We start from the raw sequence: 13,267 nt of genomic DNA on the forward strand, positions 1-13,267 counted from the left end.
AGCACAGCGTGAGGGTACAACAAAAAGGGGATATGACTATCCCCTTTACTGTTTCTACTTACCCATTAGCTCTTGGGTAAAATAATCCATACAAAGCTGTTGGGCTTGTGGTTTGATACTGACCTGCTCGTTTTCTCGCAATGCTAAGTAGAGTTCAATGATCTTTTGGAATGCGGGAATAAGGGCGTCGCGTTCTGGCATCGCAACGGTCTGCTTTAACTGTTCACTAAACTCAGGCAAACGGGATTCAATCTTCCTTACACCTGAAGGGGTTAATCCTTGTTGCTGTAAAGCCAGTGGTGATATGGCAACCGAACGAAGGAAAGACAAGAACTCAGCTGCTTCAAAATACTCACCACGCGCAATTTTGGTCGCGCCATAATGGACCCAAATCCAAAAGCGGTCTTCAATCCATTGCGGATCTGGTTGAGGGTAATGGGGCTGCGAAGTGGTGAAGACTTGCGATAATTGACCATCGCGCTCCCAAAGTACTTTTGTATGATCCACGCGTACTGCTGCATCCTGCAGTGCGACAAATTTGAAATCAACGTGAATGGCATCAGGTGCGTAAATCGCGATGACCAACCTTGGTTCTCCCACGTGCTCACCAGTGAACGCCGCGACTTGTCCTTCTACCTTGTCGATAAGTGCAAAGCGTTCTGTCATCACCGATTCTACATCATCAGGGTTGATGGCGATAACCAAGTCCAAATCACTGTATTTATCCATTGAATCAGAAGCATAAGAGCCACTCGCTCCAATGCCGAGGATGCGTTGGTCGGCAGTAAATACCGCAAGAATCTTTTTTAGAAGCTGTTCATGAGCTTGAGGGAGCGTGCTTGAGAATTTCATATTTTACCTATTAATCATGGTTGATATTAGAACCATCAGGAGATGGTTAGTGCGGTAAAATTAGCGCAGCATTACAATATGGCGTTAAGTGCTAAAAGAAGCAAGAAAAACCGGCTTAGAAAAGCCGGCTAATAAATTACTTCAGTGAGTTGTGGTGCATAAATTGATCATCAATGCCTTTGAGCTTCATGTCGTCCATGATGAAATTCACCGTATTCAATAAGCGCTGTTCGCCTTTCGGGATAAGGTAACCAAATTGACCTTTGGTGAACGGGTCTTCACAGCGTGCGGCTTCTAAACGCTCATCGGTGACTTGATAGAATAGACCTTCAGGTGTCTCGGTAACCATCACATCCACTTTGCCCGTAGCGACAGCTTTCGGCACATCTAAGTTATTTTCGAAACGAGTAAAGCTGGCACCTTGCAGATTTGCATCGGCGAATTTCTCGTTGGTGCCACCGATGTTAACGCCTACACGAACGGATGCTTGGTTTACTTTATCCAACGTGTTGTATTGCTCGGCTTTGCCTTTTGCGACCAAGAAACACTTGCCAAACGTCATATAACCCTGAGTTTGTTCTGCATTCAATTGACGTTGCATCTTACGTGTAATACCGCCCATAGCGATGTCATATTTGTCTTGGTTAAGGTCTGTCAGCAGGTCTTTCCAAGTAGTACGAACCAGCTTTAGCTCTACGCCTAACTGCTCGGCGATGTGTTTCGCGACATCAATATCGTAACCAGAGTAACTTTTGCCGTCATAGTAAGAAAAGGGTTTGTAATCGCCAGTTGTACCGACACGCAATGTTCCTGATTTTTGAATGTCTTCTAGCTTGTCGGCTTGAGCGACGCCAGAAACTGCTAGTGTTACAGAAGCAAGTAATAATGCTGTTTTTTTCATTGTTGTTGTCTGATTTGTTGTGTTTGAACGAATTTTCAAACTAACAGGAACCGCAGCAAAAACAGATCAAACCAATCGAAAAAAGCGTAATTTTTCAAAAATAATTTCTTGTCTTGAAAGTGATTGCATTTGTCTCTTTATACGTAAGAAGAGAAAGGTTTTTTGTATGAATGGCAGGGCGTTATGAATCGGATTCATCCTAAGAAATTGCTTCGTAGTAAATGGACGGCGGCACAACCCGTAAATAAAGAAAAGCACTTTATCATTTCAGAAATGGAGTTTGATGAAGAGGGCAATGTCGTGAGGTGTGTGATTGAGGCGGTTATGACCAAGCGAGAGCGTGAATTAGATTGGCATGATCTAAAAGATACACAGCAGTGGCGACAAGGATGGAAATAAGCCGTTGGAAACCCAAAAACGAGATGGAGTTAGAAAAGTGATGAATATGAGTAGGTTCGTTGTAGAGACTTTGCTATTAATGGAGTCGTCACTCTACTTATTCAAACACAAGGTAATGCCATGATCGATTTTGACAGTTCCTCGGTATTCAAGCTTAAGCCAATAGAAGTCTCTAAAGTTCGCGACGATTTTCACAAGTTCTTAATTGACGGTGAGACCGTTTTTGCTGGCTTTAAAACCGTCCGTGACCAAGTGGTGTTCACCAACAAGCGTGTTATCGCTGCTAACGTTCAGGGTATCACTGGCTCAAAAGTGGATTACACGTCGCTTCCTTATAGCAAGATAAATGCTTTCTCGATTGAGACATCAGGCACGTTCGATTTAGACTGTGAAATTGAGTTCTTTCTCAGTGAGGTTGGGCGAGTGCGCTTTGAGATAAAAGGCTCGTTCGACCTAATCTCATTCAACAAGATGATAAGCGAGTATGTGCTGGCTTAATGTGCCTCAATGCCGTATCTACAGATAAACAACAAGGAAGCAAATATGCTTCCTTTTTTGTTCTTGTATTTGGGTATATTAAGAACGGGTAGATAAGTTTGCTGTTTGAATCACTGCGCTGTCGCCAAATGACAAGACAAGCGATGGTGTTTTCTTTACCTTTCGGCTTTTTGAATGATTGCAAAGGGAAGAGAATGACGGTTGTATTTGAGGGCGTTCCTCTTGTTCGAACAGAGTGGGTTCACGATCTGGCAGCGCTTTTCGACAACAGTAATATCGATGTGCATCAGCTTATTAAAGTAAGCAAAGCCCCTGAAGATATTCAAATGTCAGACGTTGAGTTTCTGCCCGAAACCATACTTAGAAATCTGCTTTTAGCGTTCGGAGAGTCTTGCCCTACCGACGAATTTATTCACACCATTTGGACCTTGTGTCGCGATTTGTATGTGCCCAAAGTGTTAGCACAGTTAGCCCTTACGCCGACAATGACGGTCGCTGAAGCCATTGAGGTATTCTGTCATTCGATGCGCCGATATTCGAACAATACACGCCTTGGCTTGGAGCAATACCACGATCGCATATGGTTTGCGAGGTACAAAGATGGGGAAAACCAACCTTGGTATCAATATGCTGAGATGTTTAGTCTCATTTTTATGGATGAACTGGTTGCTGCACTTGCAAACTATCGGCAGCAAACCGTAAGTGTGAGTGTGAAGAGCACCAATATGGAACGCTTCTTTGATTGCCGACAATTGAAGCATGTGCAGTTTTACACCAACCGAGCGGCAACGGGTATCCAGCTTGATGACGCCGTGTTAAACAAGACGATTTGTATGCCGAACAAAGGGCGATTTGATGGGAGTACCGATCTCAGTGAAGTGCCAACCTCGTTTGTTTCCTCGTTTGGTTTTGCGATTCTTCCCTATATTTCTTTTGGGCGATTTTCCATTTTGGAAGCGGCTCAAATTTTGGGTATTCATAAACGAACGTTACAGCGACGTCTGCATGATTGTGAGGTGACGTACAGCCAAGTGATGGAATCATTGCTGCTGGAGCGCAGTTTATCTCTGCTCAAAAACTCCACTCTTTCTATCACGACCATTGCAGCATCCTTGGGCTATGCCGATACCGCCAATTTCACTCGTTTTATTCGTCGGAAAATAGGCATGACGCCTTCTGCTTACCGCAAAACTTGAGGTTTGGGGTGTGGCGCTAATGTGCTTTTCACTCAGGGTCATCAATTCCACCTTGTGGCACAGGATGACAATTTATATTTCTCTCAATCAATAAGATGAAGGGCATCGAAACTAAAGAGAGAGAAACGAAAATGTCCCATCGATTCCATGAGTACCGTTCACCGCTTACCCAATCCTTCGAGCACGCCGTCGAGTACTTAGAGTCATTAAATGAACGACCTGTCGACAAATGTGTGACATCCCAGGAACTGAGAAAAGCGATTGGTGGTGCGCTGCCAACTAAGCCAACGGATCCATCTGCGGTGATTGATGAGATGGTTAAGAGCGTCGATGCCGGTCTGATTGCAACAGGTGGCCCTCGTTTCTTTGGTTATGCAATTGGTAGTTCTTTCCCTGCATCATTAGCGGCAGATTGGCTAGTAAGCGCGTGGGACCAAAACGTGCCGTATTACGTTGCTAGCCCTGCGTTATCAGTGGTTGAAGAGACGGCCGCTGAATGGATGACTCAACTACTCGGTTTAGCGCCTAACTCTGGCATTGGCTTTACTTCTGGCGCGCAAGAGGCAATTTACACCAGCCTTATCACTGCTCGTAATGCGCTATTGCAACGTGCAGGTTGGGACGTGGCTGTTCAAGGTATGTATGGTGCGCCGCGCATTAATGTGGTTGTAAGTGATCAAATTCACTCAACGATTAAGCGTGCTCTTTCAATGATCGGTATTGGTTTGGAAAACATTGTTAAGGTACCGACAGACAACAACTTACGCATTATTCCAGACAACTTAATGGAAACGATCACCGCACTTGAAGGACCAACTTTAGTTTGTGCGCAAGCGGGCTGTATCGACTCTGGCGCTTTCGATCCTTTCCACGCGCTTGCTGACGCTGTCGCTGCGCATGGCAATGCATGGTTACACGTTGATGGTGCGATTGGTTTGTGGGCGGCTGCAAGTGCAACACATCGTTACCTTCTTGATGGTATTGAAAGAGTCGATTCCATCGATACGGATGGTCATAAGTGGTTCAACATGCCTTATGACTCGGGCATGGTCATTGTGAAGGATGCAGGTTTGCTGGCCCAAGCGATGGGAGGCAGCAATATGGGGGATTACCTGAACGATGCGATGGATAAACCAGATCGTAATGCCATTAATTTTGGCATTGGTGCTTCGCGTCGTGCACGTGGTGTACCTGTCTACGCTGCGTTTAAATCGCTTGGCAAACAGGGCATTGAAGAGCATGTTAATCGTTGTACTTCGCTTGCACAGCATATGGCAGAAAGGCTTTCAACGGTAGATGGCATTACTATTTTGAATGATGTTGTGTCCAACCGTTTCTCCGCACAGTTTGGTGAAGGGGATGAGGCGTATCGTAACGAACTGACAGCACGCGTGGTCCATCGACTACAGCAAGAAGGAACGCTTTACCCTTCTACTTCGGGTTACAAAGGGCTGAAAACCATGTTGTTCTCAGTGCTAAGTTGTCACACTTCTCTTGAAGATATCGACTTATCCGCAGAGAAAATCGTAAAAGCATATGTGCAAGAGAAGCAACGCATGGATGCTGAGTAACGTCTTCGAGCGCAAAAATTGAATATAAGCCCAGTTTTATACTGGGCTTTTTTATGTCTGCTCAATGTACTTAGGCATGTAATGACAATTAATCCTGTATGGGTTTACTTATTCTTTTTGTATCACTTATCCCATTCAATAAGGATTCAGATATGAAATCAAATCTATTCACTCTTCTATTTGGACTAGCTATTCTCAATGGATGCTCGAGCGCTAAGCCCGTCGACAGTCATCTTGTTAGTGCCTCAGGGGTTGATACGGCATTCTTAGTCAGTAAAAAAGCCAGCTTGGTCGGACAGATTGAATATTCAAAAGCCGACACAAAAAGTAGCGCTGCTCTTAATCAAACCCAAACCAATATCAAAGTTTTCAAGGATGAAGAAAATACGTTAACTCTCGCTCAGGTGAAGAGCTGCAACAACTGTAATTACCATTTAGAGCGGGGACATAAAGGCGTGTTATTCCCAATCGGAGACGCAAATCAACATACGTATATTGGTAGAAAAAAGCTCGCGAGCTTGTACTCAGAGCATCCCATTTATGTGGACAAAATTCGTGATTTTATCCGTGCCAATCCTTCGCAAGTAGAACATGAAGAAGCTTGTATTGACGTGCTTGCGGTCTATTCGAAAACAAGTCGGATTGAGGTTGGAACGATCACTGATTGTGCGACTCCGCTAAAAAGCCACGCGATTAAAAACGTACAAATGGTGCCACTCGGTTGATATTCCGTTGGCGATGCTGCGATTAAGAGGGCGAAAACTCGTGAGACAATAGCCCCCCGAGTTCATACCAAAAAGAAAAAATACAGGAAGAAGACAAACGCCAACAAGGTTGCAGATAACACTGGGTAGATGATGTAGGAGTCATGATTGCTGGTGCGCTGGTAGCAGAATGAGACCAGCAAGATGTTGTAAACAACGAGCAGTAAACTGATCATGGTACCGCTATTCAGGCTCAAACTTGATAACTGAGTAAGAAAGAATCCCAGCAATAGATAATCAAAAACGATTAGCCAAAGGAACGCTTTCTTTAGCGAATCATTGTTAGGCTTATTGGCCGCGGGTAATGGCATATCGAACTCAACTAAACAATTACTGCAATCATGATATTGGGGAAAAAAAAGGTCACGCAGAAGGAATGAAACTGGTGACCTTTTTGGGTTTAGAGGTCTTGAATCTTGGCTTTTTGATTGTCAGATTCAACAGAATAACGAATCACTTCTTGTCTTATCACTGGCTGGTTAAACTCCGCTTTCTGTTTTGCTTTTTCTAGCTCACTGTCTTGCTGGTCTCCGAAGAAGGTTTCTAAAACCTGAGCAGCGGGCGTAGTGAGAATAAACAACTCTATACGGCGGTTTTCGCTTGAATCTGGTTCATCCGGGTTAAGCAGCGCACGATCGGACATCCCCGTGACTTGCATGACTCGCTCATCAGGCATGCCACCCTCAACAAGCGTTTTTCTCGCAACGTCGGCACGAGACGCGGACAATGCCCAGTTTGATTGTCGACCAAAGTGCTTTTTGAAAGGTGTAGAGTCAGTATGACCACTGATGATCAATGGGTTGCTGATGCGTTCAAATACAGGTGCAAGCGCAAGCAGTAAATCTTCAAAGAAAGGGGTCAACTCCGCGCCACCACGACTGAACATGTGCTGCTTGTAATCATCTTGCAGTGCGATACGTAGACCTTGTGGCGTAATGGTTACGTTGACGTTACCTTGCGCGCTGATTTGACCTACCACTTCATCGATGACTTTCGCCAATAAAGCAAGTTGCTCTTGTGTGTCGAAGTTACCAGGGATCAGCGAGTCGATTTCTGGACCATCGCCATCACCTTGGAAGTACGAGCTCACGACATGATTCGAGTTGTGTTTACTTGGCACAGAAGAGTCCTGTGCCAAGTCGATTGGAGAGATACTTTGCGAGGTATCGAAAGGGTTACCGTAACTCTTATCGAAGACACTCGAGCTATGAAGGTGAGCCATAATGGCTTTGCGCTCTTCCTTGTCGACCACCTGCATGACCCAAAGTACAAGAAACAGCGCCATCAAAGCGATCATAAAGTCGGCAAACGCGACCTTCCACGCGCCACCATGAAACTCATCATGGTTGTGTGCTTTGACGCGTTTGAACACCACATGCTCTTGTTTTTGCATTATCCCTCCTGTTCAGATAGCCACTTCTCCATTTGGTTGAAAGTAGGTTTGATGTCTAACTGAATGTGTTTACGACCAGCATTGATAGCGAGCAATGTTGGCTTTTTCGCAACGTAAGCGACCAAAGTGGCGCGCACACATTCGAAAGCCGTCATGTTTCGTTTCACTCGCTGAGCCATGGCGTTACTGAGTGGATCTAAACAACAGTAACAACCAAAAATACCAATGAATGTACCGACGAGGGCAGCAGCAACGTGATAACCGATTAGGGCAATCGAACCGTCAATGGCTTGCATAGTAATGATGATGCCACCAACTGCAGCAAGAATACCGAACCCAGGAAGTGCTTCTGCCGTGCGTTGCATAGAGCGCGATGGCAACAGCATTTCGGTTTGAATTGCTTCGATTTCTTGTTCTAACAGTCCCTCTAATTCATGAGGCGACATTTGTCCCATTGCCATTAAACGTAAATTATCAGTAATGAAAGAAATAAGACGATGGTCGTCACTTACTTTTGGATAAGCGAGGAACATAGAGCTCTGTTCTGGTGATTCAATATGTGAATCGAGAAACTTAAAACCACGGCTGCGAGCAGTCTCTAGTAGATTGTTAAGCAGCGCCATTAACTCCATGTAGTATTCATATTCTTCGTCAGGACCTGAAATGGTTGCGCGCAATTGCTGACGCATTTCTTTCAAGACTTGCGGAGGGTTACCGATGATCAGTGAGCCAGCAGCGGCACCAATGATGATCATAAATTCAGCGGGCTGCCAGATTGCACCCAGATTACCGCCTGCCCACATGTATCCGCCGAAGACACACAACAGGACAGTAATGGCTCCAAAAAACTTTTGCATCTCGTGACTCCTAAGAGGACATTAATTGGTTAAGTTGTTTAAGCGCTTGTTTGTGCAACTGACAGATGCGAGGTGGTGTCAGGTCGAGCACGAGCGCGATTTCATGTAGGTTGAGTTCGTGTTGGTAAAACAAGGTCAGCAACAGTTGGTCTCGTTTTGGCATTTTGCCAAGAGCACTGTCTAAGCTACGACGTATATGTTCATGTTCCATACCGTCATATTGACCACCAAAGTGGCTGTCATTACCGCTTTCCATCAACTGATCGAGACTTTGCATTTCGCCTGCAAGCGCCGCGTTTTGACGGTTGTAGTAATCTTTCTCATCGGTGCCGAGGGCTTTGATGATCTCGGCATCGGTTGGCATTCTGCCAAGAGCACGAGTGAGATCTCGGGTCACGTCGTTCAACTCATGCGCTTGCTGACGTGTCTTGCGCGATCGCCAATCCAATCGGCGTAGCTCATCGAGAATGGCACCACGAACACGACAAACGGCGAAAGCAGGGAAGTGTGGATCTTCCACATCCCCGTAACGACGACCCGCTTCAACAAGAGCAATCAGACCAATTTGTTGCATATCTTCGATGCTGCAATGAGACGTTGCATGAACACGCAGTTGGTTCACAACACGTTTGACCATGATCTGATGACGCTGCAATAGTGCATTCTCGTCAATCGGGCGAGACGGCGTGTTTACTTCCTCCGTCTCGGTATAACTTTCCTGTAAGTTCATCTCCAACATAGTTGTGCCCCGTTATTGCACAACGTATTTGGTTAGCAGAACATCATCGATATCACGCACGATGTCAGTTTTTGCGAATGCCAGTAGCAAGGTTTCTTTCACCTCACTTTGCAAAGTGTCGATAGCACCTGTTTGTTGTAGCTCATCGAATGTTTTATCGCTGAATAGCTTAAGCAATGAGTTCTGCACCATAGGCATGTAGTCATCGATGCTTTTGATGCGTTCAGGGCGACGTGTTTCTAAGGCTAGCTCTAACATTACAAAGTGCGTTTGTTTTTTACCTTTGATAGTCAATACCACTCTCTCCAACGGATGGAAGCTTGGTCCTTTACTCGTTGGTTGCTCGACCGCTAGAAAAGCCAGTGGGGAGTCCTCTAAATAATCGTTGAAACTGGACGCCGATGATACTGACTGTGCGCTTTTGTTTAGATACCAAATACCACCAATCACAGTGACTCCGGAAACGAGGGCACTGGTGATGATCATGGCGATAAACAGGGCGATCATTTGTTGTTTGGTCATAACCTTTTTCCTCGGTGATTCATTAGGCTTGAGTGTTTAGCCAATGCTCTGAATAGTTTGTTGTTGTATTAGATTGAAAGGTGTTGGATTCGCGAGCGGCAAAGATAGATGCCTCTTCTTGGTTGCCATCATGCGCGTGTCGCTCTTGACCTTGATCCGAGCCGACATTGACATCGACATGAACGAAGTTTTGCTCTTGCAGTTCCGTTCTTAAGCGTTCTGAAACTTGCATCAATGCTTCGCGTGTTACGGCGCTATTAGCGTTGATTTGTACGCTTAAGCGATCTCCCTCGACACGAACCAATAGATCCAACTTACCGAGTTCTGGCGGATCGAGACGAATCTTGGCTTCTTGCAGGTTCTGTTGTGCTTGCAACGTCACGCGGTCTTGAAGTACTTGCATCATCTGCTCACCCCATTTACCAGAACTGGTATCGACACGAACTGCCGCCCATTCCGACCCCTGAGCTTGGGTTGCTGCGAGCGGCGTCGTAGGATTGGTGTGCGCCGCATGAGCTGTCGGTGACTGCACTTGCGCATTAGCCGTCAAAGGCTGTCCCTGAACTGGCTGGTTAAGGAGTGTTTGCAAATCTGCTGCAGATACTTTGACCTGATTTGTGGCGCTAGCTTTAGCTATGCTTTGATTCTCTGACGTTGGCGTCGCCGCTCCCAGTGTAGAGTGTGGTTGAGTTGCCGTACTGGTTGCTTGCGTTGAGCCATTTATCGCTTTGGTCGTAACTTGACCAGATTCGCCTTGTTTGCCGGCTGCTTTCACCATGCCTTGCATCAGAGCTTGTGCTTGAGCTGCTAAATTGGCTGGTGTCGCTGGAGCTTGAGAACTGAGTAGGGCATCCACCGGGGCATCTTCAGAACTTGAACCTTGCTCGGTTGTTTCTGTATCGGCAGGCGCTTTAGGCAACGCTTGTGCATTCAAACGAAAGCCGGGTACAGGAACGTGACCGGATAGCGCTTCTTGCTGAGTTTGAGAAGATGATGCAGAAAACCCTTGCTCGGATCGTGCCTGCATTACTTTTCCATCTTGTGTTGGCTGAGAAGCAACACCGCCAGAAATTGAATTGGTTACCATCATTGTGTTAGCTCCATGGTCATTGCAAGTTGATACGCCATGGCTCGCTCTTGCTGGTTACTCACCGAACTCATTTCTTGCTCTAGCTCGCTGGTGGCTTTTTCCAACGTAGTAAAAGCACTCGCGTGCACTGCTTTCGCTCGTTGGATTTCCGGCGCCAGTTTTGGATCTTTCAAGAATGGCTTGTGGCTAATAAGCAGCTCTCGCAACTGTAAGTCGTAGCGCTTGAGAGCTCGCCAATCAGCCGTTTTAGTGGCGATTTGGATCAGTTTTGACAAGTGGCGAAATCGCTCTGGCGACACTTTATGCTTGCTGTCCAAAATTCATCCAACCTTCTCGAATGTTACCCATGACACGTTCAACGTTGTCTAAACGTGATGTGTCGTTTTGTACGCTGGTGTAGAACAACTCTACTTGGCAGAAGTCATAAAGTTGGCGTAAATTGTCAGCAATTTCACCGCCGTTCTCTTCATCTAAAGCACTGCTTAATCCAATGAGGATGTTCATGCATTTGTTAATACTTGCGCCTTTTTCTGCAAGTCGGTTGGCAGCTAGGTGACCACGTATGCGTTCAACTTCATCGAGTAAGCCGTCGATTAACATGACAACGAGCTGATGTGGGTTTGCTGATGCAGCTTGCGCATCAAGATCGACTTGCTGGTACGAGTCGTAGCCGGAATCCATGAGCATGAGTAGTTCTCCTAAAGCCTTAACCAAACAACGACTGGGTTTGGTTCATTTGCGTCATTAACGTGTTCATTTGGGTAAATTGTTTGATGTAGCGTTTGTACGACATCTCGTACTTGCGCTCTAACGTGGTTTGCTTATCTTCGATGCGTCCAAGGTTGGCTTGTAGTGCATCTTTGCGAGATTTGAATGTGCCAGAAGAGAACTTCAGGAAAGGTTCAGCCATGTCATCCAGTGAATCTAGAAGTGCACCATCGCCGTTAAAGATGGATTCTAGTGCGGCACTGTTGCTCTTTTGAGCTTCGTTGAACTTGGTTTGATCGACTTTCATTTTTCCTGAACGGTCTAACGTAATGCCGATTTCACTCAAACGCATGCCGCCGTATTCACCACGAACTAGGCTCGTAACTTGGCTTTCGATAGAGCGCATGGTTGGATCACTAGCAAGTACGCCACGTGCTTGATCTTCGCCGCCTGTTTTGGTGTATTCGTCGATCGTTGAAATCAATGAGTTATATGCTTCAACGAACTTATCAACTTGTTCTTTTGTGCCTTCTGAATCTGTGCCTACTTCAAGTGCAATCGGTGTTTCACCTGACTTTTGCGCTTTTGTTACTGTGAGGTCGACACCATCAATCACGCCTTCAAAAGTATTGCTTGCGTTAGTTAGCTTTAGACCACTGCTTTCTGCACCAAGCCAAATGACAGCGTCTTGAGGTTTACTAATCTCAGTCGTGCTAGTGAAAGCATTTTCAAACCATGCTTCACCAGTACCCGATGCACTCACATTGATTGTGTTTGCGACACCTGTTTTGGTGCTAGATAACATGAAGTGAGTTTGACCATTAGAACGCACAAGTGTGGCGTTAACGCCAGGGTTATCGGCATCGTTGTTGATTGCACTAACCAGCTCGGTCATGGTTGCTTTACCGTCACCGTCGCTATCAACGGTTGATAAGTCCAAGCTCATGCTTTCACCGTTGATGGTGAAATCTAAAGAACCCACAGCAGGGATTTCTGTCGATGCATCCAAGCTCGCAGGCATACCCGTAGAGATCTGGTGTGAGGTTGCAACTTGCTCAACGAAGATCTGATAGTTACCCACCAAAGCTTTAGCATCGGCGTCAGCAGTAAAAAAGCCTTCTTGAGATGTCGTAGCTTTGTTTTTGATAACGCTGTTGGTGCTGCTGTTCATCTCTTTAACGGCGGTGCGGAAGTCACGCAGAGCGGTTTCTACTTTGCCCAACGCCGTTAATTGAGATTGATACTTGTCTGTTTGTAGCTTGTAGCGTTGCTGAAATGGTTGAACATCTAACGTGGCGAATTGGGTTGCCATGCTTATTGGATCTAACGAACTCATGAGGTCGCTCCCTCTCTCATCTGTGGTTGGCACTGCGAGCTGTCGCAGTGCCACTAATAAATTGTCTATCGCAAGATGCGTGCCTAATGTTTAAGTCTATATAAAACAATGCATTACGATGATTTTGTGTAGTTGGGAGGAAGCGGATTTTCCACCTGTTGGTTCCGCTCTTCCCCTGAATACTCTTGGGGTTTCCCAAATAGAAGAGGCGACCAAAAATAGGCAAAGATTTAACGCAATACCCGAGTAACCTGAGAGGCTTGGTTGAGTGAGAATAAGTTGGGTATCGAGAGGAGAAAACGAGGCTATGAGGCTGTACGCATAGTGAGCGGATTTCGGGGTTTACTGCTAAGTGTTTCAGATTTTTCTGACCCTAATAAGAGAACTGTTTTTGCTATCTTATGCCCCTGCAATTTTTGTGGTTGCTATACCCAAGTAACC

General features: G+C 45.8%; 16 protein-coding genes. 5 read left to right on the forward strand and 11 right to left on the reverse strand.

Features of this window, described 5'->3' with window-relative positions; all coding sequences use genetic code 11:
- Positions 1 to 54: 54 nt before the first annotated feature.
- Both VHA02S_RS23585 and VHA02S_RS23590 read right to left on the reverse strand, forming a co-directional pair.
- On the reverse strand, positions 55 to 852 hold the full coding sequence (locus VHA02S_RS23585; RefSeq protein WP_038898758.1) for a nucleotidyltransferase domain-containing protein: 798 nt from the start codon (positions 850 to 852) through the stop codon (positions 55 to 57).
- Between the two features lie 136 nt (positions 853 to 988).
- A complete protein-coding gene (locus VHA02S_RS23590; RefSeq protein WP_038898759.1) occupies positions 989 to 1,753 on the reverse strand; it encodes a transporter substrate-binding domain-containing protein in 765 nt (254 codons plus the stop codon).
- Positions 1,754 to 1,936: 183 nt separating this feature from the next.
- On the opposite strand from VHA02S_RS23590, the gene VHA02S_RS23595 reads away from it, so the two are divergent.
- The 5 genes from VHA02S_RS23595 to VHA02S_RS23615 all read left to right on the forward strand — a co-directional run bounded on the left by VHA02S_RS23595 (position 1,937) and on the right by VHA02S_RS23615 (position 6,142).
- A complete protein-coding gene (locus tag VHA02S_RS23595; RefSeq protein WP_005448652.1) occupies positions 1,937 to 2,152 on the forward strand; it encodes a TIGR02450 family Trp-rich protein in 216 nt (71 codons plus the stop codon).
- Between the two features lie 120 nt (positions 2,153 to 2,272).
- Positions 2,273 to 2,650 carry a PH domain-containing protein gene (locus VHA02S_RS23600; RefSeq protein ID WP_005448655.1) on the forward strand — a complete coding sequence of 126 codons (378 nt, stop codon included), beginning with the start codon at positions 2,273 to 2,275 and terminating at the stop codon, positions 2,648 to 2,650.
- Positions 2,651 to 2,844: 194 nt separating this feature from the next.
- Positions 2,845 to 3,846 carry a helix-turn-helix domain-containing protein gene (locus VHA02S_RS23605; RefSeq protein ID WP_017188594.1) on the forward strand — a complete coding sequence of 334 codons (1,002 nt, stop codon included), beginning with the start codon at positions 2,845 to 2,847 and terminating at the stop codon, positions 3,844 to 3,846.
- Between the two features lie 131 nt (positions 3,847 to 3,977).
- A complete protein-coding gene (locus VHA02S_RS23610; RefSeq protein ID WP_038898764.1) occupies positions 3,978 to 5,417 on the forward strand; it encodes a pyridoxal phosphate-dependent decarboxylase family protein in 1,440 nt (479 codons plus the stop codon).
- Between the two features lie 152 nt (positions 5,418 to 5,569).
- Positions 5,570 to 6,142: a hypothetical protein gene (locus tag VHA02S_RS23615; RefSeq protein WP_038898761.1), complete on the forward strand. Its 573-nt coding sequence runs from the start codon at positions 5,570 to 5,572 to the stop codon at positions 6,140 to 6,142.
- 62 nt (positions 6,143 to 6,204) lie between these two features.
- On the opposite strand, the gene VHA02S_RS23620 is transcribed toward VHA02S_RS23615, so the two are convergent.
- From VHA02S_RS23620 to fliD, 9 genes are all read right to left on the reverse strand, one after another.
- Complete coding sequence (locus VHA02S_RS23620) at positions 6,205 to 6,492, reverse strand: hypothetical protein (RefSeq protein ID WP_038898762.1); 288 nt, start codon at positions 6,490 to 6,492, stop codon at positions 6,205 to 6,207.
- A gap of 89 nt (positions 6,493 to 6,581) precedes the next feature.
- Complete coding sequence (locus VHA02S_RS23625; protein ID WP_005448665.1) at positions 6,582 to 7,574, reverse strand: flagellar motor protein MotB; 993 nt, start codon at positions 7,572 to 7,574, stop codon at positions 6,582 to 6,584.
- Complete coding sequence (motA, locus tag VHA02S_RS23630; RefSeq protein WP_038898763.1) at positions 7,574 to 8,431, reverse strand: flagellar motor stator protein MotA; 858 nt, start codon at positions 8,429 to 8,431, stop codon at positions 7,574 to 7,576. The genes VHA02S_RS23625 and motA overlap by 1 nt, the downstream gene beginning before the upstream one ends.
- Before the next feature lie 10 nt (positions 8,432 to 8,441).
- Positions 8,442 to 9,170, reverse strand: a complete 729-nt coding sequence (locus tag VHA02S_RS23635) for a FliA/WhiG family RNA polymerase sigma factor (RefSeq protein ID WP_005448669.1) — start codon at positions 9,168 to 9,170, stop codon at positions 8,442 to 8,444.
- Between the two features lie 12 nt (positions 9,171 to 9,182).
- The gene (locus VHA02S_RS23640) at positions 9,183 to 9,692 is read right to left on the reverse strand and encodes a flagellar basal body-associated FliL family protein (RefSeq protein ID WP_005448671.1); all 510 of its coding nucleotides are present in this window, start codon (positions 9,690 to 9,692) and stop codon (positions 9,183 to 9,185) included.
- 22 nt (positions 9,693 to 9,714) lie between these two features.
- The gene (locus VHA02S_RS23645) at positions 9,715 to 10,782 is read right to left on the reverse strand and encodes a flagellar hook-length control protein FliK (RefSeq protein WP_017817317.1); all 1,068 of its coding nucleotides are present in this window, start codon (positions 10,780 to 10,782) and stop codon (positions 9,715 to 9,717) included.
- On the reverse strand, positions 10,779 to 11,099 hold the full coding sequence (locus tag VHA02S_RS23650; RefSeq protein ID WP_005448673.1) for a hypothetical protein: 321 nt from the start codon (positions 11,097 to 11,099) through the stop codon (positions 10,779 to 10,781). Before VHA02S_RS23650 ends, VHA02S_RS23645 begins: the two co-directional genes overlap by 4 nt.
- Positions 11,083 to 11,469, reverse strand: coding sequence for a flagellar export chaperone FliS (gene fliS, locus VHA02S_RS23655; protein WP_005448674.1), 387 nt, complete (start codon positions 11,467 to 11,469; stop codon positions 11,083 to 11,085). The genes VHA02S_RS23650 and fliS overlap by 17 nt, the downstream gene beginning before the upstream one ends.
- Before the next feature lie 19 nt (positions 11,470 to 11,488).
- A complete protein-coding gene (gene fliD / locus VHA02S_RS23660) occupies positions 11,489 to 12,826 on the reverse strand; it encodes a flagellar filament capping protein FliD (RefSeq protein ID WP_005448675.1) in 1,338 nt (445 codons plus the stop codon).
- Positions 12,827 to 13,267: the final 441 nt, after the last annotated feature.

This window comes from Vibrio harveyi NBRC 15634 = ATCC 14126 = KCTC 12724 (genome assembly GCF_001591145.1).
Taxonomy (GTDB): domain Bacteria; phylum Pseudomonadota; class Gammaproteobacteria; order Enterobacterales; family Vibrionaceae; genus Vibrio; species Vibrio harveyi.